This is a genomic window from Microvirga subterranea, assembly GCF_003350535.1.
Taxonomy (GTDB): Bacteria; Pseudomonadota; Alphaproteobacteria; order Rhizobiales; family Beijerinckiaceae; genus Microvirga; species Microvirga subterranea.
In genome coordinates this window covers 38,612-63,079 of sequence record NZ_QQBB01000014.1, presented here as the reverse complement: position 1 = coordinate 63,079, position 24,468 = coordinate 38,612, and the positions used below count along the sequence as shown (strand labels likewise).

Sequence of the window (24,468 nt, the reverse complement as noted above, 5' to 3'; positions counted from 1 at the left end):
AGACAAATTCAGTATCCGTTCGGGCGAGGCTAAGGTGGGAGAAGTCTGTCGTAGCTTCTGCGGATGGATTTGTAGCACTCACAGGCCTTATCCTCGAGATGAGTGGAATCCGTGATGGTGATGAGCCCACGTCCCTGCTTGATCAGTCCTTCATCCTGCATGCGATGGGCGATGATGCTGACCGCGGGCCGATGGACGCCCAGCATTCCTGCTAGAAACTCATGTGTCAGCGGGAGATCGTCGCGGTTCATGCGATCGCGCATGATCAAGAGCGTTCGACAAAAGCGTGCTTCCGCGGAATGGACGGCGTTGCAGACACCTACCTGAAGGATCTGCATGAAGAGGAACTGCATATAGCAGAGCATCGCCTGGCGGACGGAAGCGCTCGCTCCGACGACCTGCCGGAATTGTTCGATTTTCACGCGCGAGGCAGATCCGGGGAACTGTACGATGCAGCGCCCCTGCGAAACTCGATCGCCAAGCGCTTCCACGACTCCCAGAACACCTTCCCGACCTATCGTTTCCATCTCTGCCGTGCTGCCGTCCGACAGGACTGCCAGAAGCGACACGACCGCATTATGAGGAAAGTAGACGAATCGAATTTTGTCTTCAGCTTCATACAAGATCCGGCCAAGAGGAAGATCGACTAACTCGAGGCTGTTCAAAAATTCCTCAGGAGCATTCGAGCCGATTCGTTCGAGCAACCGGTTCTTCAAGCCAAGATCAGATCCCGGGTCCGATGACATTGCGCGACCGTCAAACAACAGTACGAGCTTTAACTCTCGCCCAGCCTGTGAGGCTACGGCGTCCGGTTGGGAATCCTCGAACTGTACTACGTCAGAGAGTTGTCCCGGTTCCGGGCACACAAGGAGTAGACTGCGTTCCTTGGGAGTACGGGAGTTCTCCCCACTTGGTGAAGACTTGCAGTTCTTGGATAGCGAACATGGATAGACATAAGGCTTCTCCCGAACGACTCGCAGTTTGCGGGAACAGATCGCAACCCGCGGCCACCGGCCGGATTGGTGCGCCTCGAACCCGTCGAAATGCCGGAACTAGGTGATCCGGGGCCAGATGAGGTTCGGGTTCGGCTTTAGGCGAGTTTGCTGAACTGCCCGACTATGATGTCGTGAGCGGACAGATGCCGATGCAAGACGGACGTATTCCGATGTTGGGCGGGGCCGTCGTGGTCGAGGCCGTGGGCGAGGCGGGCCCCGCCGACCAGGCCGGCCGCTCTGACGAGCATCAGAATCGTCATTCAGACGGCCCTGCCGAGAGATGTCAGCACGTGCCGGGCGACGAGTTCGGAGGATTGCGGGTTCTGGCCCGTGATCAGGTTACCGTCCTGAACGGCGAAAGGCTGCCAGTCGGGCCCGCGCTCGAAGCGGCCGCCCAGCTCCTTCAGCCGGTCCTCCAGCAGAAACGGCACCACCTTTGTCAGCCCGACCGCGTCCTCCTCGGTGTTCGTGAAGGCGCTCACCCGGCGACCATCGACAATTGGTCGTCCATCCTGCTGCATGGCCTTTACCAGCCCGGCCGGACCATGGCACACGGCGGCGACCACCTTACCCTGGTCGAACATCGATCCGATGACCCGAGCCAGCGTCTCGTCATTGGCCGCGTCCCACATCGGCCCGTGCCCGCCGGGCAGGAACACTGCGTCGAAGGAGCCTGGATCCACGCCGGCGAGGGCAGGGGAGTTTCGGGCTGTTGCCATGACCCTCTCATCGGAGAGGAAGCGGTGAACCGAGGCTGGGACCTTCTGCTGCTCCTCGGGCTTCTCACCCGGACCTTCTCCAGCCTTCGCCGGCAGGCTGCGCGGATCCCATGGGATCGCCCCGCCCTTGATCGACACGAGCGTGACCTCCGCGCCGCCGTCGAGCAGGGCGTACTGGGGCGTGGCAAGCTCCTCCAGCCAGACACCGGTGCGGTGGCCAGTGGATCCCATCTGGTCATGCGAGGTGGCGACAACGAGCACTTTGGGAGCGGACATGGCGGTTCTCCGGGTGAAGGCGCTATGCCGTCAACTCGGAGCCGCAGGAGAGGTTCTGACCGGAGGGAGGAAAGGCCAGTGGGTGGTCCGCCCTGCCTCGATGGGTCTTGCGAACCGGGTTTCAATCCCCATATCAGGTTTACCCCAGCGGACATCGTATGTGGACTTCGAGAGCACGGGCGTCACCGCCAGCCTCGATGAGGCCGTGTCAGGACGAATGTACTCCGGCCCGGCCTGTTCCTGTGCTCGCCTGACGATGCGAGCGCCCGTGTGGTACCCGATCAGCCCAGGCCCGTAGTGCGCGAGGCGGAGATGCGAAGGCATCCTATCCGTTCGCCCCGGAGCCTGGGCTTTTCCGTTTGAACAATGCCCTGGGCCGACAAAGTGGCCGTAGATCTCAAGACGGCCCTTGATGATTATCAGTTAGCGAGTTCCGCATTCCGGACCTGTACTCCGGCAGCATCTGCCGGAGTGGCCAGCCCATTTCTAGTGATTATCCACTGTGAGGCTCTACGCGCAGAAGTGGAAGTTATTCCTCTGGCGTGAGCGTTAGATCACCCTAGATGTTCGCGAATCCTACATTTCACCAGGCCGTCCGATGCAGAAAGATCTTGAACCCCATTCATCGACGGCTGTGCAGGACGGAACGGGATTCGTTCGCGTCCGCGGGGCCCGCGAGCACAATCTCAAGAACATCGATCTTGAAATTCCGCGCGATACTCTTGTCGTTTTCACGGGTGTATCCGGCTCCGGAAAGTCTTCGCTGGCCTTCGGAACCCTTTATGCCGAGGCGCAACGGCGATATCTTGAGTCGGTGTCGCCCTATGCCAGGCGACTGTTCCACCAGATGCCCGTCCCTGATGTGGACGACGTTGATGGCCTGCCACCCGCCGTCGCGCTTCAGCAGCAGCGCGGTTCCCCGACCACACGCTCCTCGGTGGGCAGCGTCACAACCTTGTCCAACCTGCTGCGCATGCTTTACTCCCGGGCCGGCGACTATCCGCGCGGGCAAGCGATCCTCTATGCCGAGTCGTTCTCGCCCAATACGCCCGAGGGGGCTTGTCCCCGTTGCCATGGGCTTGGCCGGGTTTACGAGGTCACCGAGCGATCGATGGTACCGGACGACACGCTGACCATTCGCGAGCGGGCCATAGCCGCCTGGCCGACCGCCTGGCATGGCCAGAACCTGCGCGATATTGTGACCACGCTCGGCTTCGACGTGGATCGGCCCTGGCGGAACCTACCCAAGAAGGACCGGAACTGGCTTCTTTTCACCGACGAGCAGCCGACCGTCCCGGTTTATCCTGGATATACGCAGCAGGAGGTTCGGCGCGCGCTCAAACGCAAGGAAGAGCCGGCCTATCAGGGCACATTCACAAGCGCCAAGCGCTACGTGCTGCACACCTTCGCCAACACGCAGAGCCCACTGATGAAGCGACGCGTGGCTCAATACATGGTGAGCACCGAGTGCCCACTCTGCCACGGCAAGCGCCTTCGGCTCGAGTCCCTGTCCGTCACGTTTGCGGGACTGGACATCGCCGACATCTCCAGTCTGCCACTCGTCCGCCTCGCCGATATCTTCCGCTCCGTTGCGGACGGGACGGCCCCGCGGCTGGCAAAGATCGAGGCGGAGCATCCGGACAAGGCGGAGGTCGCGCAACGCATCGCGCAGGATCTTGTCGCTCGGCTCAACGCCATGCTCGATCTCGGGCTCGGCTATCTCGCCGTTGATCGCAGCACCCCGACGCTTTCGCCCGGCGAGCTTCAACGGCTGCGGCTGGCCACGCAGATTCGCTCCAATCTCTTCGGCGTGGTCTATGTGCTCGACGAGCCGTCGGCTGGGCTCCATCCGGCAGATACCGAGGCGCTGCTGAACGCGCTCGGGCAACTGAAGGCGTCCGGGAATTCGCAGTTCGTGGTCGAGCACAATCTTGATGTCATCCGTCATGCCGACTGGATCGTCGACGTTGGCCCTGGCGCGGGAGAGCAGGGCGGCCGTGTGATCTATAGCGGTCCGCCGGATGGGCTTAGCCAGGTCGAGGCCTCGCAGACCCGGCGTTTCCTGTTCGCCGAAAGCTCTCTCCCGCCTCGGGAAGTCCGCCTACCGAAAGGCTGGCTGCGCCTCGCCGGGGTTACACGCAACAACCTGAACGAGCTCGACGTCGCATTTCCCCTGGGCGTGCTCACGACCGTGACGGGCGTATCCGGCTCAGGCAAGTCGAGCCTGGTCAGCCAGGCATTAGCCGAACTGGTGGCGGCGCATCTGGGTCACGATATCGGTGAGCCGGAGGAAGAGGGCGAGGAACTGGAACGGGCAGCGACAATGCCCAGCGAGGGCCGGATCGTTAGCGGCATGGAAGGGATCAGGCGCCTGGTGCGGGTCGATCAGAAGCCGATCGGGCGCACGCCGCGTTCGAACCTTGCAACCTACACCGGCCTTTTCGATCACATCCGCAAGCTGTTTGCCGCAACCAAGCAGGCGCGTGCCCGCCGCTACGACGCAGGACGCTTTTCCTTTAACGTCGCAAAGGGCCGCTGCCAGCATTGCGAGGGCGAAGGCTTCGTCATGGTCGAGCTCTTATTCCTGCCGAGCGTCTATGCCCCATGCCCGACCTGCCACGGTGCCCGGTACAATGCCGAAACGCTCAAGATCAAGTACCGCGACAAATCCATCGCCGACGTGCTCGGAATGACGGTCGACGCGGCCTGGGAGTTTTTCGCCCATGAGCCGCCCTTGCTTCGTTCGCTCACGATCGTGCGTGAGGTGGGTCTGGGCTATCTGCGGCTGGGCCAACCTGCGACCGAATTGTCCGGAGGGGAGGCGCAGCGGATCAAGCTTGCGACCGAGCTTCAACGCGTTCAGCGCGGCGATACGCTCTACGTCCTCGACGAGCCGACGACCGGACTACATCCCGCCGATGTGGAGAGACTTGTGGCTCAGCTCGATGGGCTGGTCGAAGTTGGCAACACGGTCATTGTGGTCGAGCATAACATGCGCGTTGCCGCGAGAAGTGACTGGATCATGGATCTTGGTCCGGGAGCCGGCGACGAGGGCGGGCAATTGGTTGCATCGGGGCCGCCAGTCGAAGTAGCAAAAGCATCAGGCAGCCGTACGGCGCCTTATTTGTCGCGAGCTCTCGTTTGATGCACTTCAAGCTATCAGGCGCCTTGGACAAACGCCCACCCAGAGCGTGATGTGTTTCCAAGTGGGCAGTTACAATCTCCGTATGAGGCGGCGACCGCGGCACACAGCCCGCCGCCTTGCTCAGTCCTGGCGCCCAGTGGAAGTTCGTCCACCGCGTACTCAAGGCCCCTGACAAGGTCGGGAGCATGCATCCTGTATTCCCGATTACTCCAGAGCCCTGAATATTGTTATGGGGATCGCTCTGGTTTTAGGGAATGAAAACAGAGCGGACGCAACCGTCGTCCTTATGCTTGAACATGGCGTAGCCACGCGGTGCATCTTCGAGCGAGAAACGATGCGTCGCCAGGAACGATGGGTTCAGCTCTCCCTTCTGGGCATGGTCGAGCAGGCGGTCCATGTAGGCCTGCCCATGCTGCTGAGCCGTGCGCACCGTCAGGCCCTTGTTCATGATCGCCCCAATTGGAAACTTGTCCATCACGCCGTAGACGCCCAGGATCGAAAGTGTTCCCCCTTTGCGGCAGGCCAGGATTGCCTCGCGTAGTGCTTGGCCGCGATCTGTGTGCATGTACATGAGCTGCTTGGCGCGATCGTAGGCGTATTGTAGACCGGTGCCGTGCGCCTCCATGCCGACCGCATCGATGCAGGCGTCAGGGCCCCGGCCGCCTGTCATTTCCTTGAGTACCTCCAGGACGCTGTCGACCTCCTCGTAGTTGATAGTCTCGGAGCCGACATGCTCGCGGGCCATCCGCAGCCGCTCAGGCAAGCGGTCGATCCCAATCACCCGCTCAGCCCCCATCAGGAAGGCGCTCTTCTGGGCCATCAGGCCGACGCCGCCGCAGCCCCACACGGCCACCACGTCGCCGGGCTGAATGTTGCAGAAATCCGCCCCCATGTAGCCGGTCGGGGCAGCATCGGAGAGAAACAGCACCTGCTCGTCCGGCAGACCATCCGGCACCTTGAAGCAATCGTTGTCGGCAAATGGCACGCGCACATACTGGGCGTGGGCTCCGGCATAGCCGCCGAACGCGTGGGTATAGCCGTAGATGCCGGCTGTCGGATAGCCGAGGATGGGCTCCTGCAACTCGGGCTTGGGATGGGTGTTGTCGCACAGCGAATAAAGTTTGTTCTTGCAGTACCAGCACTGGCCGCAAGTGATGAAGGACGGCACCACAACCCGATCCCCCTTCTTGACCTTCTTCACCTCAGGCCCGACGTCCTCGACCACGCCCATGAACTCGTGACCGATCACGTCGCCGGCCTTCATGGTCGGGATGTAGCCGTCGATGAAGTGCAGGTCCGAGCCGCAGGTGGTCGACATCGTGACCCGCAGGATGCAGTCATGCGGATTGACGATCTCGGGATCCTTGACGGTCTCGACACGTAGATCATTGACGCCGTTCCAAATGAGCGCACGCATGAGAAGCCTCCTCGTCAGCGCGGGTCGGGCCGAGCTGCCGGCTGGCGCTCGGTGGTCGGGATCTCGCCGGTCTGGACGAGGGCCTTGAAGTAGTGCAGCGACTTGCTCGCAAGCGCCGCCGGTACCGTATTGCCCAGCATCTGGGTGGCAATCCGGCCGAGCATGCCACCGGGCGGATCGAGGCTGGCGCGCAGGACCACCACCGTGCCGCGGTTGCCCGCAGCGGGACGGAAGCGCACGGACGTTTCCCGGATCAGAGCGCCTCCGCCTTGTGCCTCCCAGCGCAAGGACTCGCCCGGCTGGTCATCGGTCAAGCGCATGTCCCAGGAGCCCAGATTGGGACCGGCATTCCAGCGTGTCTGCCCGTCACCCGTGGACTGGACATCGGCAAAGGGCGCCATGATCCGCCTCATGGTTTCCGGATCGCGCCAGCGACGGTAGAGTTCATCTGCGGGAACGTCCTCGATCGTAATCGAGCGCTCGACCTCCGGCTCGTGGTCAGAAGCCGATCGCCGGTTCAGACCTGTTTTGGTTCGGCGCCCGGTATCGCGCACTTGGGTGTCGATCAGACCAATGGCGGCCACGCCGGCAGCGGCCGCGAGGGCAAGGCCAACTATGCCAAGGCTAGATCGGTGCCCGCGAGCATCCTGTCGCCCTTGCTGTTGACCCGGCCAGGACCGTGCGGCTCCCGTTGCTCGAGGGCGAGCCGGACTATCGTTGCGGACCCGTCGAGGCCGTTCATCGTGTTGGTCCGTCATGGCACACCTCAGTGGCGTTGAGTGACTTCGTTAGCGCCCCACCTGATGAGATCGGATGGGCTGACGCTAACGATCGTCGTTCCGCGGAACTCGTGGAGGGTAACAATCGTAAGGACCTATACGCCTACCGGGCGATTCCTGAGGGAAGATACGTGCCTGTGAACCAACCAGTGTGGGCTGGCCTCCATCAGCCGACACTTACATCAGAGAGCAGCCAATGCGGTCAGGTGCGGCAGGATTGGCCAAGGTAGACGCGTAGCCGTAGTTGCTTTTGGCAAGCCGCCCTCACAACCGTAAAGATTTGTCGGAAGGCCGCTCATGATGGGTTTCTAAGGAGAATGAAATGAGCACGGCGGAAGCTTTTCCCGACGGCGGCAGCATGGGTGAACGCATGCGAACCCATGACTGGGCTGCTACGCCCCTCGGGCCCGCCGAGACTTGGCCGCAGTCACTCCGCACCGCCTTAAGCATCATGCTGAGCTCCGCCTTCCCCACCTACTTGGCTTGGGGACCGGAACTGACGAGCTTCTACAACGATGCCTACATTCCGATCATGGGCGACAAACCGAACGGCCTCGGGCGGCCGTTCCCTGAGGTCTGGTCGGAGGTGTGGGACACCATCGGTCCGATCACCGAGCGGGCCATGCGAGGGGAGGCCAGTTACTTCGACGACCTGCCGCTGACGCTTATGCGCAGAGGCTACCCCGAGCAGACCTGGTTCTCCTTCTCTTACAGCCCCATCCGTGACGAAACCGGGGGGGTCGGCGGGGTGCTGTGCACGATCCACGAGACCACCGAGCGCGTCCAGGCTGAGGCAGCCCTGCGCGAAAGCGAAAACAAGCTTGCAGCCATTCTGGAGCAATTGCCGGTTGGTGTCGGCCTCGTCGACCCGGAGGGGAACATCGTCCTGAGCAACCAGATCCTCCAGCAGTACGCCCTTGAGAAAATCCCCTCCAGAGATCCCATGCAAGGCGAGCGCTGGCGGAGCTACACCCCGGATGGCCAGCGTCTCAGCCGCTCCGACTATCCGAGCGCGCGAGCGCTGCGAGGTGAAACGGTTGTTCCAGGCGTCGACTTCCTCGTCACACTCCCCGATGGCCAGGAGATCTGGACGCGGGTGAGCGCTGCGCCGTTCCGCAACACCGCTCAGGAGGGTCTGGGCGCAGTCTTCGTGGTGCAGGTCGTCGAGCGGGAGAAGCGGACGGAGCAGGCGTTGCGCGAAAGCGAAGCGCGGCTCCAGGCTGCCATCGACCTCGTCGGTCTGTCGGCATACACCTGGAATCCGGTCACGGGAGCCCTGGACTGGGACGCCCGGCTCAAGGCGATGTGGGGGCTGCCGCCTGATGCTCCTGTCGACGAGGCGGTGTTTCTGTCCGGCGTGCATCCCGAGGATCGCCCGCGCGTCGAGGCCGTGATCGCCCAGTGCAGCGATCCTGCCGGTCCTGGTCTCTACGCTATTGAATACCGCGTCATTGGGATCGAGGATGGGGTCGAGCGCTGGGTTTCCACCCAGGGCCAGACCACCTTCGAGGATGGCCATCCCGTGGCGTTCATGGGAGCCGCCTTGGACATCACGGAACGCAAGCAGGCCGAGGCATCCCTGCGTGAGAGCGAGGAGCGCTTCCGACAGTTCGCCGAGCACTCCAGCAGCACCCTTTGGATCCTGAACTTCGAGACGATGAACCTCGAATACCTGAGTCCTGCTTTCGAATCCATTTGGGGCGAGCCGCGGGGGGAGGTGCTCGGCGATCCCAGCCGTTGGAGCCGCTTCCTCCATCCGGATGATCGCGAACGCGCGCGAGGCGCGCTCGAACGCGTCAGACTGGGTGAAATCAGCACCGAGGAGTTTCGCATCATCCGGCAGGATGGGGTCGTGCGGTGGATCCGCAACACCTTCTTCCCCATTCGCGACGCGCAGGGTCAGATCCGCCGAGCCGGCGGCATTGCCCAGGACATCACCCGACAAGATGGGCGTTTCGTGTATGTGGTCGATGGCGAAGAGGCCACCCACCAAGCTCTCTCCCGTTTCCTTCGCGACGCCGGCTACAGGGTCAGGGTCTTTTCGTCCGGCAAGTCCTTCCTGGAGGCGGCCCCGGCTCTCGCGGCCGGGTGCGTCGTTCTCGACATTTGCCGGTTCGGCGCTGGTGGTCTGGTCATTCCGAGGGAGCTCAAGGCCCGGCGCATCGGCCTGCCGGTGATTGTTCTGGGCGACGCCAAAGGTGACGTGACCTTTGGGGTGCAGGTGATGAAAGCTGGAGCCGTGGACTTCCTGCCGGTCCCGTATGGCTCGGACCAGCTTCTGGCCGCAGTGGCGTCGGCCCTCGCCAGCACCCATGAGGAGGATGAGCAGAACGAGGCAGAGCGGGGGCGGCGTCGGATTGCCGAAATGTCGGAACGCGAGCGCGAGGTCCTGGCAGGCTTGTTGGCCGGCAAGACCAACAAGGAAATTGGACGGGACATCGGCCTCAGCCCTCGGACGGTAGAGACCCATCGGGCCCACGTCATGCAGCGGCTTGGCGTGCAGACCCTGTCACAAGCCGTGCTGGTCGCAACCTCCGCGGGGTTCGAGTCGCCCAGCCCAGGGCCGAAGGTGCCTCAGGGGTCAGACAAGCCCGCAACCTAATCGTCTGGCAGGAATGTCCCGCTCAAGTTGCTGTTCTCGCTGTAGTTCGGCAGAGTGGGAGAACCGCGCTGCATCAAAGCAGAGCGGAATGTCCCTCAGGGATCATCCGCAGCACTTCCCCTTAGCGCAGACGTTCAAAAGGCCACGAGCCCTAACGACCACCCCCGCAGAGATCTGCCCCGTTCTGTCACGAGTTGCGGAAGCGGAAGCCTCTGCATCTTCGTTGGACAAGAGGAGGAGGAAGGCATGCGAGCCCTCGTTTGGCATGGCAAGGAAGATATTCGCTGCGATACCGTCACAGACCCTGAGATCGAGCAGCCGCGCGACGCCATCGTCAAGGTGACGAGCTGCGCCATCTGCGGCTCGGATCTTCATCTGTTCCATAATTTCATTCCAGCCATGCTGCCCGGCGACGTCATGGGGCACGAGATGATGGGAGAGGTCGTCGAGGTCGGGCCCGAAGCGAGGGGCAAGCTCAAGAAGGGTGACCGCGTCGTTGTCCCCTTCACGATCATCTGCGGCGAATGCGATCAGTGCAAGCGCGGCAACTTCTCTGTCTGTCAGCGGAGCAACCGCAAGAAGGATCTTGCCGACAAGGTGTTCGGCCACGCGACTGCAGGCCTGTTCGGCTACACACATCTGACCGGCGGCTATCCTGGCGGGCAGGCCGAATATCTCCGTGTTCCCTTTGCCGATGCGACGCACATCAAAGTGCCGGATGGGATCCCGGACGAGAAGGTTCTCTTCCTCGGCGACATCTTCCCGACCGGCTGGCAGGCGGCTGTCCAGTGCGACATCCAACCGACGGATACAGTGGCGATCTGGGGCTGCGGTCCCGTCGGCCAGATGGCGATCCGCAGCGCCGTGCTCCTCGGCGCCAAGCAGGTGATCGCTATCGATCATTTGCCGGAGCGCCTGGAAATGGCGCAAGCCGGCGGCGCCATCACCATCAACTTCGACGAGGAGAGCGTGGTCGAGCGTCTGAACGAGCTCACCGGCGGCGAGGGGCCGGAGAAGTGCATCGACGCCATCGGGATGGAAGCCCATGTCTCGCCCTCCATGCCGGATACGGTCTACGACCGCGCCAAGCAGATGCTGGGAGCCGAAAGCGACCGGCCGCACGTGCTGCGCGAGATGATCTACGTCTGCCGCCCGGCCGGGGTGATTTCGATCCCCGGTGTCTATGGCGGATTGGTCGACAAGATCCCGATGGGTCAGCTGATGAACAAGGGGCTGACCATCCGGACGGGCCAGACGCACGTCAACCGTTGGACCGATGACCTTCTGCGCCGCATCGAGGAGGGGCAGATCGATCCGTCGTTTGTCATCACCCACACGGTCAGCCTCGATGAGGGACCAGAGATGTACAAGGTGTTCCGCGACAAGCAGGACAGCTGCATCAAGGTCGTCCTGAAGCCCTAAAGACCGGAGAGAGAAGACATGGCATATTACATCTCGAACATCGCCCGGTCCAAGGGCGACCCGAAGGTCCTCCACTCCGGTCCCAGCTCGCTGGGCGCGGCCGACCGCCTGGCCAAAGCGTTAGGTTGGTTCAGCATCGGCCTAGGCATAGCGGAGCTGGTCGCGCCGGAGCGCTTCACCCGGGCGCTCGGCATGGAAGGCAAGGAAGCCCTCGTGCGGGCCTATGGCGTCCGCGAACTCGGGCACGGCATCGTCTCGCTCTCGCCCGACAAGCACGTCGGATTGTGGAGCCGGGTGGCCGGAGACGGGCTCGACATCGCCACCCTGATGACGGCCATGCGGCATGACAATCCGAAGCGCGACAATGTCGGGATTGCTCTTGCGGCGGTGCTAGGGGTGACGCTGCTGGACATCGTTGGTGCACAGGCGGTCACGGCCCGCCACAGCCGCCCCCGGGGACGGCCACGCTCCTACAGGGATCGGACCGGCTTCCCGCAGGGGGTCCAGGCGGCGCGAGGCGCCGCCAGGGACTTCCAGGTGCCCCCGGACATGCGGGCCGCACCAACCCTCGCGGCGGTGTCCGATCGTGCCCCGCAAGAGAGGGCACGTCCTCACTGAACAAGCGATCATTCGGATGCGTTCGAGCGCCGTTCACGCTGTGAGGGGGCAGCCGCATCCCACACGATCACTGCCCCGCGATGGAGGCGACCATGCTCAGGCTCACACCAGCGACCCTGCTTTTCGGAACGCTCCTGGCCACCACATCCATGGCACAGCAGAGTGCCGCCCCATCTCAGGGTCCGGCGCAACTGCAGCAGGTCGCCAGCTTTGAACACCAGGTGACCGGAGTGACGGTTTCGAAGGATGGGCGCATCTTCGTCAACTTCCCGCGGTGGACGGAAGATGCACCGGTCTCGGTGGCCGAGGTGACGCGCGACGGTCGGATCAAAGCTTACCCGGATGACGAGTGGAATTCATGGCGCAATGCCAAGAAGAACCAGATGTCAGCCGGGGATCACTTCGTGTGCGTCCAGAGCGTCGTGGCCGATGCTCACGGCAATCTCTGGGTCGTCGATCCGGCCGCGCCAGCCACAGCAGCCGTTGTGCAGGGTGGGCCCAAGCTCGTCAGAATCGACCTGAAGTCGAACAAGGTTGGGCAGGTGATCCGCTTTGACGAAACGGTCGCGCCGCAGGGCAGCTACCTGAACGATGTGCGGTTTTCGCCGGATGGGCGTCATGCCTATCTGACCGATGCCGGGGCCAAGGGCGCGCTCGTTGTTGTGGATCTGCAGAACGGCAAGGCTCGACGCGTCCTTGACGGCCACCCGAGCACCCAGCCGGAAAAGGACGTGGTGGTGAAGACGGACGGGCAGGAGTTGCGCCGGCCCGACGGGCGCGGGGTCGAATTTGCCGCCGACAGCATCGCTCTCTCTCCCGATGGTCGCTCGCTCTATTGGAAAGCCCTGACCGGCCGGACGCTCTATCGCATCGCGACGGATGCCTTGGAGAACCCACGTCTGTCCGAGAAGGACCTCGAAGCTCGGGTGGAGCGTGCCGGCGAAACCGAGCCGACGGACGGTCTTTGGATCGACGGGCGCGGGCGGCTTTACCTGAGCGCGATCGAGCAGGATGCTGTGAAGGTCCGCGACGGGGATCGCATCACCACCCTAGTCCAGGACAAGCGGCTGCGCTGGCCCGATACATTCTCGGAGGGGCCCGACGGGACAATCTACGTCACCAGCTCCCGCATCCAGGACATGAGCTGGTTCAAGCCCGAGAGCGGCCCACGTCTTGAGACGCAGCTGTGGCGCATCGAGCTTGGACAGAGCGGAGAGGCAACCCGCTCTGCCGGGCAGCCCCAACGACCCTGACGGAGCGGCTGGGATGACAGGAGGCCTGCCATGATGGGACGACTGGAGCAGGCGCTTGGGATACTGCTGATCCTGATCATCCTGCTCGATATCTTTCTGACCGTGCTCTACGCTCGGATCGGCACCAGCATCATCGGCTCCAGGGTCGGGCGGCTGGTCTGGGCCTCGGTCGTCAAAGCCTCAAAGGTTTTTGGCACTAGACGAGGAGCCGTTCTGTCCTTCTGCGGTCCGGTCATCCTTGTGCTGCTGGTTGGGGTCTGGGCTCTCGGGCTGACGCTCGGGGCGGCGTTGATCATGCACCCGGAACTCGGCACGTCCATCCGCGCCACGAACGGCGAAACGCCCACCGACTTCGTTACCGCTATGTATGCTGGGGGGACCAGCATGGCCATCGTCGGCGCCAGCGATTTCACCCCGCACACGAGCCCGACGCGGCTGCTCTTCCTGTTCAACTCGCTGATCGGCATGTCGGTGATGTCGCTGACGCTGACCTATCTGATGCAGGTCTATACAGCGCTCCAGCGGCGCAACGTGCTGGCCATGAACATCCACTTCCTCTCAGGGTGCACAGGCGATGCCGCCGAACTTCTGGCACGTCTCGGACCTCAGGGGCAGTTCAGCGGCGGCTACACGAATCTGTCGGAACTCGGTGTCGAGATGACTCTGGCCAAGGAGGCACACCACTTCTACCCGGTGCTGTTCTATTTCCGCTTCAGTGACCCATACCACTCGGTGTCCCGTTCCACGCTGGTCGCCTTGGACACGGTGAGCCTGATCAAGAGCGCCCTGGATGATCAGAAGGACCGCTGGTTGAAGGAGGCGGGAGGCGTCGCGCAACTGTGGGAAGCGTCGATGATGCTGGTCACCACCTTGGAGAACACTTTCCTTCCCCATGGCGCACCGGACCGGGAGACCCAGCCGGACCCGCAGACCCAAGACCGCTGGCGAGCACGCTACCGCGCTGCCCTGCTTCGGCTTCAGCGGGCGGGGATCGAAATCACCGCTGACGAGCAGGCCGGTGCCGAGACTTACATCTCCTGCCGAACGCAATGGGACCATCACATCACGAACTTGGCCCCTTCCATGGCTTACAGCATGGAGGAGATTGATGCGGCAATGAGCCGTTTAGGATCGAAGGATAGCCGGAACGATCCTCGGGTCCGCCTACACGTGGCCGAATAGCGGGAGCTGATCCGATGGAGGCGAGAATGCCGCTCAGCGAGACGGCCTGCGAGATCCTCGGGTTCTTTCGTGAGACACACCGAAAGCCCGGCGCCCGCATGACAGTAGCAACACTGGATGCGCACTTCGGGACAGATCCCGCTGTTGCCGTGGCCATTTCCGAGTTGAAGCAGCTTGGATACGTGACCGTGCCGGACGCTGGGACAGTCGAACTGACAGACCTTGGCTTCGACGCAATCCATCGTGGCGTCGCATGAACGTCTTCTTCTGGCATGTCCCTGAAATACGCCGAATGTCTTCTGACGAAGAGGACAACAGACATTCCTGAGGCGTTAGCAATATCCTCGGGTGACCCCAGGCAGACCTTCAATGCCTTACAATGGCCAAGCCCTTCAAACATCCTGATAGGCGCAGACGCTTCCTGGCTCAGGCGCCACGAGCCTGACACGCTGACTGGCTCCGCCATCTTTAGCGATATCGTGCTACGACTGTTAAGATTGCCATGCTTCGAGATATCCGCTCCCTCGGTATCAAGTCGCTCGTCATAGCTCTCGTCAGCTTCTGCATGGACGCCAGAGCTCAGGTCGAATCCGGTGCCGAGGCCGGAAGATCAACTGATGCCACGCTCGACCCGATTCTCGGACCGAGCGGTGTTTATGCGAGGATCCCCGTGAAAGATGATCTCGGACGGGATCAATTGATAATGTTTCGCGTCTGGAACCCGGATCCATTGGGGCATCATGAGGCTAATCTCCGGTCTCTCAATCCGGTACTTGCCAAGGTTGTTCTCAAGGCGCAGGCCGACAACCCCAGCCTGCACTTCGTGATCGGCTCGGGGAGGCGTGGTGCCAAGCTGCAGCGAAGGGCAGTTGCCTGGGGCTGGTCCAGAACCCACGATAGTCTGCACCGCTCCGGAGACGCGGTGGACCTATGGCCGCTCGACCAGGAAGGCCGGATCTACTTTGATCCGGGGATTCAGACCCGGATCGCAGCGGCAGTGACGAAGGCGGCCGCCGGGTTGGGTGTGCCGATCCGCTGGGGTGGCCACTTCCACGGCTTCAAGAACATGGACCGCTCGCATTTTGAGCTCTCGCGGCCATGACCGGAACACGGCTCATGCGGGTAGGCCGTCATTCCTGATGAAACCGTCCGGTACGCACGGGGTTAACAGCCGGTGATCGAATGACCTCATGGAGGCAAGCCGGATGCCGGAAAGCCATCAAGTGCAGGCTCAGATAAAGAGCGCCGCCAGCCCGACGTCTCCCATCCCTAATAGGCGGTACGTGCGGCAACCCACACCCACGGGTTAGGCGATCCCTTCCACTCTCGACCATCGTCCTTTGCGCATCACCAGCTGTTTTTTTCCTTCTTTTGTGACGCGCCCTTTCGGGCTTCATGAACACCCGCCGCAGAAAGCATTTTCATGTTTCAGTCCGCCAGAGACCCGGCCAAAAGCGGCAGCACTCGAGTGCTATCTTTGCGTGAGTTCGTACTCCTCATTGCTCTCGTGATGAGCCTCGGGTCCTTGTCGATCGACAATCTGCTTCCTGCTTTCGGGCCGATCCAGGCCAACTTCGCGATCGCCGATCCCAATGACCTTCAGCTGCTGATCACGACCTATATGGTGCCATTCGCCATTCTGCAGACCGTCTATGGCCCGGTCTCTGACGCGCTTGGCCGGCGGCCCACGCTGATGATCGGACTGACCGTTTATCTCATAGGTGGCGTTGTTGCCGCTACGGCCGCGAGCTTTTCCATGTTGCTGATCGGACGAGCCGTCCAAGGCGCCGGTCTGGCCGCCACCCGCGTGCTGACAGTAGCGATCATCCGGGATCGATATGAAGGCCGTGAAATGGCGCGCGTCATGTCGATCACCCTGATGGTTTTCATCATTGTGCCGATGCTGGCGCCCGCCTCAGGCAGTCTTCTCCTGCTTCTGGGTACGTGGCGCATGATCTTCGCGACCGTCCTTGGATTTGCCGTGCTGGTGGCGGTCTGGTTCTACACGCGCATGCCGGAAACCCTCCATCCGGAATATCGGCGCTCCTTCGCCTTCGGCCAGATCGCATCCGCTGTCCGAACCACCATCTCCACACGCGTCAGCATCGGCTATGCGACAGGTATCGCTCTGATGATGGGCTGTCTGATGGCCTATATAGGGTCGGCGCAACAGATCTTCGAAACCGAAGCTTATGAGCTCGGAGTGCTCTTTCCTCTGGTGTTTGGCTGCATTGCCGCATTCATGGGGGCGGCCTCGTTCACGAGTGCGAGGCTCGTACGGCGTCTGGGGATGCGTCGCCTGTCGCATATCGGCATCTGCGGATTTACGCTTGTTGCCGCGGTGCAGGTGGGCGTGGCGTTTATTTATGACGGGCGACCGCCGCTGCTTCTTTATGTGGCCATCTTTGCCATCAGCCAATTTCTGTACAGCCTGACGGTGCCGAACTTCAACTCCATCGCCATGGCTCCCTTGGCCGCCATCGCGGGCACGGCCTCATCGTTCATTGGGTCCTACACCACGTTCGTCGGCGCCCTGTTCGGGCTTGTCATCGGACGCTCGTTCAACGGCACGGTCATCCCTCTCAGTCTGGGTTATCTCTGCCTTGGTGCGGCATGCCTCCTGGTTGTTCTCTGGACCGAGAAAGGGCGCTTGTCCCTCCGGAGCCAGCCTGAACAGGGAGCCGCCAAACGGGCTCTGCCGGTTGCGGCGGAGTGACGAGCCGGCCGCCGACCGACGGGCAGGGGGCTGGTCCGGATTGACGAGACCCGCCCCATGATACCGAACGGCCACGTTGTCATTGTCATCATCGAGGCAATTGCTCCTCGGCATGGCCGGCTTGCGGCCCTAGCAGACGAGGGAATGACAATAGCGTGGGATTGGAAACGCCGGAGCGGCGCCCGAAGGATCAATGAAGAGGCAAGCGACGGGCTCAGGAGCCTCAGGCATCACTTACCGTCTTGGGATAAAGGTCTCCTCATGGCACGCCTGAGACGTAAGCTCGGAGGCAGCAATCCTCATCGAAGCGGACGTTCCCAAATTGCAGGGAATCTTGGTTCCTGACCCACAGGAGACATCCTGGTGGTCAGGTAGGGATGGCCGGTCCGGCTCTGTAGAAGACGTCTTAAGTCGCAGGGTCTGCAGTTCCCAAACCCCTGGCTCTTCTGACACGCTACTTCCCGTTCGCGCTTCGGGATTGGAAACCGCGATCCTTATGAATCAAAGGGTTACCGACTGAGTTACTTTCTTCTAAGCAGTAGGTCGCAGGTTCGAGCCCTGCCGGGGTCGCCATTCAAGCCCCTCAGTCACTTTGACTTCAGGTTCAGGCCCCGGATCCCGCGTTGTCACGCGTGATCGAGCGAGCCGTCCGCGAGATGAAGGTCCGGAGCTGGCCAAGTCCGTCCTGCGAATCCTAATCTGCGCATCTAAGCCGCTGATGCAATTTGTTTTTCTGGTTTCGGCCGCTTCGGCGGAACGAGCAGTTCGTTCGGATCGGTCGGAAGCAGGATCATGCCGCTGTCGTCAAGCGACACCCGCAGTTTCGGGAACACTTCCTTGATGTGGGCAAGGTCTCCCTTGAATGCCTGCTTGAAGCTACGGATGCTCGCATTGTCGGAGCCGAACTGCTTGTGAAGGTTGTCCCACGACAGCCGCAGGGGCCGCTGCACCGTGCGGAGCCGGTACCCCATCCAGAACAGCATATCCAGTTTCCTCGCCGAACCGGCGAAAGCCCTCGCGGCGCGAATGTCCACCGGAAGGGCGTGCTGAATGAGGTTGTCATAGAAGTCGGCGTGGAACTGAACGGTGTTCGACCAGAGAAGGCCCTGGTCGGAGTTGCCCGTCAGCCAGATATCGAGCTGGCGAAAGGGCGGAACGTTCAAAGTGCTGGATCGTGAGGCGCCATCCCACAGGCCGATCTGCATCGTGCAGGCGGCAAGCCGGTTCAGCTGCTCCTTGAACTGGCGCAGGGTGCCTCGCTCGCCCCCGGTGACCGGAAACCCCATCTGCTTGATGAACCCTGACAGGCTGTCGGCGACCTCGATCTTGGCGCTGCGCTGGCGAACCGCCTCGGTGCAGAGGTGGAGGAGCACCAGGCGCGCCTTGGGACCGTAGGGCAGGCCCTGAACCTCCATCTGCCCCGTTTTCGGGTTCTTCAGGCGTCCGGCCATGATGCTGAGGGTGTTGCGCCCATACTCACGAAAGAACTCGCGCTCGCCCTTCGGTTCGCGATAGGGAAGGCCGCAGAGGGCCAGGACGCTGTGAATGTGCTGGATGTTCTCCGGCGAGCTCGGCGTGTTCTCGATAACCTCCCGCACCGCATCGCGGCGCCGTTGATCGCGGCTCATCGCAGCGCGCCGGCTGTCGAGCTCCGTTCGCCTCATCTGCTCGGCATCGCGCAGCGTCTGCTTATGGGCGATATGTTCAAGGATGGTCTTGAACATGAAGTGACCCCGTGCGCGCTCGACCTCCTCAACGAGGTCGGCATCACGGATCAGGGAAAGGTGCTCGTCGACGCTCATACTGCTCTCGGTTCCAGGCACGGATCTCGGCTCGCGGACTCGCAACTGCGTCAAGCGCGTTCGGGTCCATCCGGGACGCCGCCGGAGGCGAGTTATCCAAAGCTTTCATCGATCGGCCTTGCCGGCGGCCCAAACAAGGAATTGGCCGCCTCGCGAGCCGAGGGAGCGCCCAAATCGAATGACGCAGAGTTCGATACGCCTGAAGGAGCGCATTCGCTCTGTGAGATGCGCAGAGTCCGATACGCCGGCTCCGCCCGCGAGCCCCGGATGGTCGGGCAAGGGACGTAATCCGGGCAGCGGAAGGCCTCCGACGCAGAGTCCGATACCGGCGCCCACTTCATTTTCGTTTGTTTTGCAATCTCTTGACGCTGACGCCGCGCCGAATTCGATGCGCGATCACGCAGAGTCCGATATGCGAGGGGCCGCATTATGCGCTGACCTGAATACGCTGCCACGCAGACCAGGATGCGCCCCTGCGTAGAGTTCAATACGCAGATTGCGGCTAAGTCGGTGAGAGGAATGCGGTTTTTGCTCCTGCATATACCTGACTCATAATCCTCCTGAATCTGAATCGATTCAGAGACTCTCTTATGGGCCCATAGAGCTTCGCATTTTTGATTGAATTGAGGGGATAGCTGCATGATCCGAGCAGCACGCCTCTCCGCTGAGGCGCACTTGGATCCGCCTTCAACGTGCTGGCGAATCGAACTCTTCGTAGCTGCTGGTCGGCTCCGGGGGCTTCACCCGACGAAACGACACGGCGGACGTCACCGCACCTCGCCGAAAATTCTCGTGCAGTCATGGTAATACAGGTGCAGCGGCTCCGGTTCTCCAGGGTCGGGCACATCCAGAATGGATGCGACAGGCGCAAAACCGATGAAACCTCGCGCGACGGTCCTCAGCGCTCTCAGGAAAGCCTGTGAGCTTGTCAGCTTCGGCAGGCATGGCGGGTTTTCGAGGCGATCGGCTTGCTTCGGGAGGAGGCGAGCGGCCGGACGTGGGACCTCGCCTATTACGATCGGCTCGAGACGGCCATGATCGGTCATGGGGATGCGTCCCTGGCGACACTCGCGGGCATCCGCCAGAAGCAGCCTGCCACCGAGCTCTTCTAGGCCACCATCCGGCGGATGACGTCCAAGCTGCACTGAACGGCACCCTGGTTTCCGCTCGGCTCTGCCGCGGTCCTGAACGTCCGGTCAGCCTGCAACAGACCGGGCGGCTGCCAAAATGCCGGCCGAACGCAATTACATCCGGCCGGCTCGATTCTATTCGGAAGACGAGGCTCAGGCTTCGTCGAAGCCGAAGTCCCCGCCGTCATCGCCGAGATCCTCAGCCGCTGCCTGCTGCGGTTCGGGTTGGGACGGTGCCGCGGCGGTCGTATCGCTTCCGCCGGAGAAGGCGCTGGCGATCATGTTGCCGAGGACGACACCGCCGGCGACACCCATCGCGGTCTGGGCTGCACCCGCCAGAAACCCGCCGCCGCCGCGACCTGCCATTCCCTGCGCCATATGGGGCGATACACCCTGCATCGGCTGCATGGGGTGAGGCTGCATCGTCTGCGGCTGAGGACGTGGCTGTCCTCCTCCGAAAAGACCGGACAGGAAACCGCCTCCGCCGGCCGGGCGGCTCGCAAGCTCCTGCTCGAGCTGCTGGATGCGGCCGTTGGCGGCGCTCAGCGCCTGCTCCTGCACGACGATCGTCTGAGCCATGTAGTAGGGGGCATGAGGCTGCTGCCCGATCTTTGCGCGAATGTAGTCGGCCGCCTGAGTGTCGGGCGCAGCGGTCTGGCCCTCAACCTGTGCGAGCTTACCGAAGAGCTGCTCGATGGCTTGGCGGTCATGATGATCCATGAAGATGGGTCCTTTCTGCAAACGATGATGGCTGCGCATCCCACCTGCCACGAGGGCCGAGCCTCCGCGGGCCGCCGGGCGGAAGCTCCGGAGTGGGGCTACGGTCGTATACGGAGCGGTGCTGCGCACTAATCCCTACCTGGGCCAACAAACCACCTGGGATCGGTCGCAGCAGGAGCCCGGCTCGTCCTTCGGGGCACCCACAGTTGGCTCCAAAAGTCATAACGGTGGGCGCATCCGGTCAACAGATTCAATGAGGTATTGCCGAATCCCCCATGTCGAAGTTATATAGCGACGCAATTGATAGCGTGCTAACCATATGGATACTAAGAAAACCCAGTCCGAGCTACTGCGCGCCGAGTTCCTGGAAGAGCTTTCGATCACCAGCCGGAAACTCCGCACCCTTTTTGACGCCCGCGTCCGAGCCCATGGACTCACGCTGGCCCGGGCCCGCACGCTCATTCACCTTTCGAAGAAACATGTGATGACCCAGACCGAACTGGCCGTAATCCTGGAAGTGGAGGGGCCGACCCTCGTCCGTCTGCTCGACGGGCTGGAGCGTCAGGGGCTAACGGAGCGCCGTCCGGTCGAGGGCGATCGTCGGGCAAAGCATATCGCGCTTACGGAAGCGGGACGGCGGCTTGCAGCAGAGGTCACGGGACTTGGAAATGAGCTTCGGGAGGAGGTCCTTGCCGAGGTGTCGGAAGCCGAGCTGGTCAGCGCTACCCGGGTGTTCCAAGCCATCGCCCAGAAGATCGCGGCGGTCGCCGGCTACGAGCCCGACGCGGCATGAGCGCATCGCCGGCCCTTCGATCCGCAGACCAGGAGCTTCCCGACGCCCCTTCAGAGGTTGAGACCCCCTCGAAGCCCACCGGGCGTCCGGAGTTGCAGGCGCCGCCGACCCCTACGGCGGCGCCTGCTTCCATGCCTGCACCGCGAGCGGCCGGTTATATGTTGGCGTCGCTGCTCCTTGCCCTGACCCAGGGCCTGGGCATGAATCTCATTTCGGCGAACCTGCCGCAGATCCAGGGTGCCGTCGGTGCGACGACTGCCGAGGCGACCTGGCTGATGGCGGCATACATGGCGCCGAATGTCAGCCTCTCCCTGGCCCTGATCAAAATCAGGAACCAGTACGGACTGCGCAATTTCGCGGAGCTGAGCATCCTCGGCTTTGTCGTCGTCGCATCCATGCATCTGTTCGTCGACGATCTTCATTCGGCGCTCGTCGTTCGCTTCCTGAGCGGCATCGTTGCCGCTCCCATGTCGACGCTCTGCTTCCTCTACATGCTCGAGCCCTTCGCGCCTGCCAGGAAGCTGACCGTCGGTCTTTCGCTCGCGCTCACCTCGCTCTCGCTGGGAATGCCCGTCGCACGCCTGATATCGCCTGGCCTCCTTCAGATCGGGCTTTGGCACGGCCTGCATGTTGCGGAGATCGCGCTCGCCCTGATGGCCTTTGCGGCCGTGTACCTGCTGCCTCTCACGCCGCAGCCTCGGGCGAAGGTCATCGAACTCCTCGACATCGTCAGCTTCCTGCTCATCGCAACCGGGTTCGGCCTCACGGCGGTCGTGCTCACCCTCGGCCGATTGTACTGGTGGTTCGAAGCTCCATGGCTTGGCATGATGCTGGCGGGAGGCGTCGCATCCGTAACCCTGGCGGCCGTTATCGAACTCAACCGGAAAAGCCCGCTCCTGGACATCCGCTGGCTCGCGAGCCCGGAGGTGATCCATTTTACCGGCGCGCTGCTGATCTTCCGCATCATCCTGTCGGAGCAGACGACCGGCGCAGTCGGGTTCCTTCAGGCACTAGGGCTCACGAATGACCAGACGGCGGTGCTCTATGGCATCACCTTGGCCGCGTCGATCGCAGGAGGCCTCGCCTGCGCAGCCGTCATGAAGCCGGGCCGGGAGGCGTGGATCCATGTCGCGGCACTCACGCTGCTCATGGCTGGGGCCTTCATGGACAGCCATGCCACCAGCCTGACCCGCCCGGAGCAAATGCTCCTGAGCCAGGCCATGATCGCTTTTGCGGGCTCCCTGTTCCTGCCGCCCGCTCTCGCATCCGGACTCATGTCGGCCCTCAAGAGAGGCCCCAACTACATCCTCAGCTTCGTCATCATCTTTCTGACCACGCAGAGCATCGGCGGGCTCCTGGGTTCGGCAATCCTGGGGACGTACGTGACCGTTCGGACGAAGGTTCATGCGGCGGCACTTGTTCAGCGGATCGTCCTGACAGACCCGATCGTAGCGCAGCGCGTATCGCAGCTCGAAGCCGCATACGGGCGGGTGATCACCGACAAGGCTCAACTCGGCACGCAGGGTCTGAACCTGTTGAACCAGCAGGTCACCCGCGAGGCGAACGTTCTCGCCTACAACGATCTCTTCCTCCTCGTGGCGGCGCTTGCGGGTCTCGCGCTCGCAGCCCTGCTCATCCACATGGCGATCCTGGCCCTCGGCCGATTGGTCGCCGATCCACAGCCCGCGAACTGAAGACCGAAACCAACAGCCGATGTTCAAACTCCTTCGCTCCACTGCAACTTTGCTCGCCGTCGTCCTCGGGGTAGGCGGCGTGCTGCTGGTTCTCTACACGTGGCGTCTGCCACCCTTCACCACCACCGTGGAGGTGACCGACAACGCCTATGTCCGGGGCCAGATCACGCTGGTCAGCCCTCAGCTTGCCGGCTACGTCGCCGAGGTCGCCGTGCAGGATTTCCAGGAGGTCAAAGCCGGGCAAATTCTGGTGAAGCTCGATGATCGAATTTACGAGCAGAAGCTGCAGCAGGCCAAGGCCACACTGGCGGGCCAGCAGGCAGCCCTCGCGAATTCCGAGCAGAAGCGCCGCTCGGATGAAGCCCGCATCGCTGCAAGCCAAGCGCAGGTGGACAGTGCAAGGGCGGCGTTGACTGCAGCCGAGGCGAACTGGAACCGGATCGAGCCCCTCCTGGAGCGCGGCATTACGACCCAAAAGGAAGCAGACCAGAGCCGCGCCACCTTCGACCAGGCAACGGCTGCACTGAACCAGGCCCAGGCCGCGCTGGAGGTCTCACGCCAGGAACTCGCATCCACACTGGTCAACCGCCAATCCCTGGAGGCCGCGGTCTTGGGCGCCGAAGCTGCGGTTCACCTGGCCGAAATCGACCTTCAGAACACCCGGATTGTGGCGCCCAGGGACGGGCAGCTCGGGGAGGTTGGCGCCCGGGTGGGCCAGTACGTTTCGATCGGCACCCAGCTGATGGCATTGGTGCCTGACCGTGTTTGGGTCGTAGCCAATTTCAAGGAAACCCAGCTTGCCGGCATGAAGGCAGGCCAAGCCGTGACGTTCACGGTCGATGCGCTCCAGCACGCCAGTCTGGCTGGCCACATCGAGCGCTTCGCGCCGGCAGCCGGATCGGAGTTCAGCGTCCTCAAGGCCGACAACGCGACGGGCAATTTCACGAAGGTAGCTCAGCGCGTGCCGGTGCGCATTTCCGTCGATCCCGGCCAGACCTTGATGGATAGGCTCGCGCCGGGAATGTCGGTGGTGGTCACGGTCGACACTGCGGCAAAGGCGAAACCGGATGATGTCGCATCGACCGGAGCCGTGAGCCTCAGGTAGCGCCGAGACCCTGGTCCTTCTCAAGCAGAAATCTAGATAGTCGAAAAGGGCGAGAAACCTGCCGCTTGCTCGGGTCGATCTGCTGCGCCCGCACCAGAAG

General features: G+C 62.5%; 19 protein-coding genes. 13 read left to right on the top strand and 6 right to left on the bottom strand.

The genetic code is table 11. The annotated features are described in order from the left end of the window. Positions 1 to 29: 29 nt before the first annotated feature. Positions 30 to 716, bottom strand: a complete 687-nt coding sequence (locus DES45_RS22480) for a Crp/Fnr family transcriptional regulator (protein WP_170151609.1) — start codon at positions 714 to 716, stop codon at positions 30 to 32. A gap of 539 nt (positions 717 to 1,255) precedes the next feature. Then, positions 1,256 to 1,990 carry a type 1 glutamine amidotransferase domain-containing protein gene (locus tag DES45_RS22475; protein WP_114772819.1) on the bottom strand — a complete coding sequence of 245 codons (735 nt, stop codon included), beginning with the start codon at positions 1,988 to 1,990 and terminating at the stop codon, positions 1,256 to 1,258. A 598-nt stretch (positions 1,991 to 2,588) separates the two neighbouring features. Here DES45_RS22475 and uvrA point away from each other — a divergent pair. Then, positions 2,589 to 5,135, top strand: coding sequence for an excinuclease ABC subunit UvrA (gene uvrA / locus DES45_RS22470; protein WP_114772817.1), 2,547 nt, complete (start codon positions 2,589 to 2,591; stop codon positions 5,133 to 5,135). A gap of 247 nt (positions 5,136 to 5,382) precedes the next feature. Here uvrA and DES45_RS22465 read toward each other — a convergent pair whose 3' ends face one another. Continuing rightward, positions 5,383 to 6,552 (bottom strand): zinc-dependent alcohol dehydrogenase, encoded by a 1,170-nt coding sequence (locus tag DES45_RS22465; RefSeq protein ID WP_114772815.1) that lies wholly within the window; start codon positions 6,550 to 6,552, stop codon positions 5,383 to 5,385. 14 nt (positions 6,553 to 6,566) lie between these two features. Further along, the gene (locus DES45_RS22460) at positions 6,567 to 7,136 is read right to left on the bottom strand and encodes an SRPBCC family protein (protein WP_170151608.1); all 570 of its coding nucleotides are present in this window, start codon (positions 7,134 to 7,136) and stop codon (positions 6,567 to 6,569) included. Between the two features lie 517 nt (positions 7,137 to 7,653). Between DES45_RS22460 and DES45_RS22455 the strand changes: the two genes are divergently transcribed. The 8 genes from DES45_RS22455 (at position 7,654) to DES45_RS22420 (ending at position 17,124) form a co-directional block, all read left to right on the top strand. After that, entirely contained in the window at positions 7,654 to 9,933 is a 2,280-nt protein-coding gene (locus tag DES45_RS22455) for a PAS domain S-box protein (protein WP_114772811.1), read from the top strand. 246 nt (positions 9,934 to 10,179) lie between these two features. Beyond that, complete coding sequence (locus DES45_RS22450) at positions 10,180 to 11,355, top strand: zinc-dependent alcohol dehydrogenase (protein ID WP_114772809.1); 1,176 nt, start codon at positions 10,180 to 10,182, stop codon at positions 11,353 to 11,355. A gap of 18 nt (positions 11,356 to 11,373) precedes the next feature. Further along, positions 11,374 to 11,973 (top strand): hypothetical protein, encoded by a 600-nt coding sequence (locus tag DES45_RS22445; protein ID WP_114772807.1) that lies wholly within the window; start codon positions 11,374 to 11,376, stop codon positions 11,971 to 11,973. A gap of 92 nt (positions 11,974 to 12,065) precedes the next feature. Further along, positions 12,066 to 13,226, top strand: a complete 1,161-nt coding sequence (locus tag DES45_RS22440; RefSeq protein WP_114772855.1) for an SMP-30/gluconolactonase/LRE family protein — start codon at positions 12,066 to 12,068, stop codon at positions 13,224 to 13,226. Positions 13,227 to 13,256: 30 nt separating this feature from the next. Next, entirely contained in the window at positions 13,257 to 14,408 is a 1,152-nt protein-coding gene (locus DES45_RS22435) for a potassium channel family protein (protein WP_114772805.1), read from the top strand. A 26-nt stretch (positions 14,409 to 14,434) separates the two neighbouring features. Further along, entirely contained in the window at positions 14,435 to 14,665 is a 231-nt protein-coding gene (locus tag DES45_RS22430) for a hypothetical protein (protein WP_114772803.1), read from the top strand. A gap of 245 nt (positions 14,666 to 14,910) precedes the next feature. Further along, positions 14,911 to 15,510 carry a M15 family metallopeptidase gene (locus DES45_RS22425; protein WP_114772801.1) on the top strand — a complete coding sequence of 200 codons (600 nt, stop codon included), beginning with the start codon at positions 14,911 to 14,913 and terminating at the stop codon, positions 15,508 to 15,510. 321 nt (positions 15,511 to 15,831) lie between these two features. After that, positions 15,832 to 17,124, top strand: coding sequence for a multidrug effflux MFS transporter (locus DES45_RS22420; protein ID WP_114772799.1), 1,293 nt, complete (start codon positions 15,832 to 15,834; stop codon positions 17,122 to 17,124). A 707-nt stretch (positions 17,125 to 17,831) separates the two neighbouring features. On the opposite strand, the gene DES45_RS22415 is transcribed toward DES45_RS22420, so the two are convergent. Next, positions 17,832 to 18,926: a replication protein RepA gene (locus tag DES45_RS22415; RefSeq protein WP_114772797.1), complete on the bottom strand. Its 1,095-nt coding sequence runs from the start codon at positions 18,924 to 18,926 to the stop codon at positions 17,832 to 17,834. A gap of 968 nt (positions 18,927 to 19,894) precedes the next feature. Here DES45_RS22415 and DES45_RS25300 point away from each other — a divergent pair. Then, entirely contained in the window at positions 19,895 to 20,038 is a 144-nt protein-coding gene (locus DES45_RS25300) for a hypothetical protein (protein WP_170151607.1), read from the top strand. Between the two features lie 171 nt (positions 20,039 to 20,209). On the opposite strand, the gene DES45_RS22410 is transcribed toward DES45_RS25300, so the two are convergent. Next, positions 20,210 to 20,776, bottom strand: a complete 567-nt coding sequence (locus DES45_RS22410) for a DUF2076 domain-containing protein (RefSeq protein WP_114772853.1) — start codon at positions 20,774 to 20,776, stop codon at positions 20,210 to 20,212. A gap of 319 nt (positions 20,777 to 21,095) precedes the next feature. On the opposite strand from DES45_RS22410, the gene DES45_RS22405 reads away from it, so the two are divergent. The 3 genes from DES45_RS22405 (at position 21,096) to DES45_RS22395 (ending at position 24,368) form a co-directional block, all read left to right on the top strand. Then, complete coding sequence (locus DES45_RS22405) at positions 21,096 to 21,569, top strand: MarR family winged helix-turn-helix transcriptional regulator (protein WP_114772795.1); 474 nt, start codon at positions 21,096 to 21,098, stop codon at positions 21,567 to 21,569. Between the two features lie 131 nt (positions 21,570 to 21,700). Continuing rightward, entirely contained in the window at positions 21,701 to 23,263 is a 1,563-nt protein-coding gene (locus DES45_RS22400; RefSeq protein ID WP_245571839.1) for an MFS transporter, read from the top strand. 19 nt (positions 23,264 to 23,282) lie between these two features. Further along, complete coding sequence (locus DES45_RS22395) at positions 23,283 to 24,368, top strand: HlyD family secretion protein (protein WP_114772791.1); 1,086 nt, start codon at positions 23,283 to 23,285, stop codon at positions 24,366 to 24,368. Positions 24,369 to 24,468 lie beyond the last annotated feature (100 nt).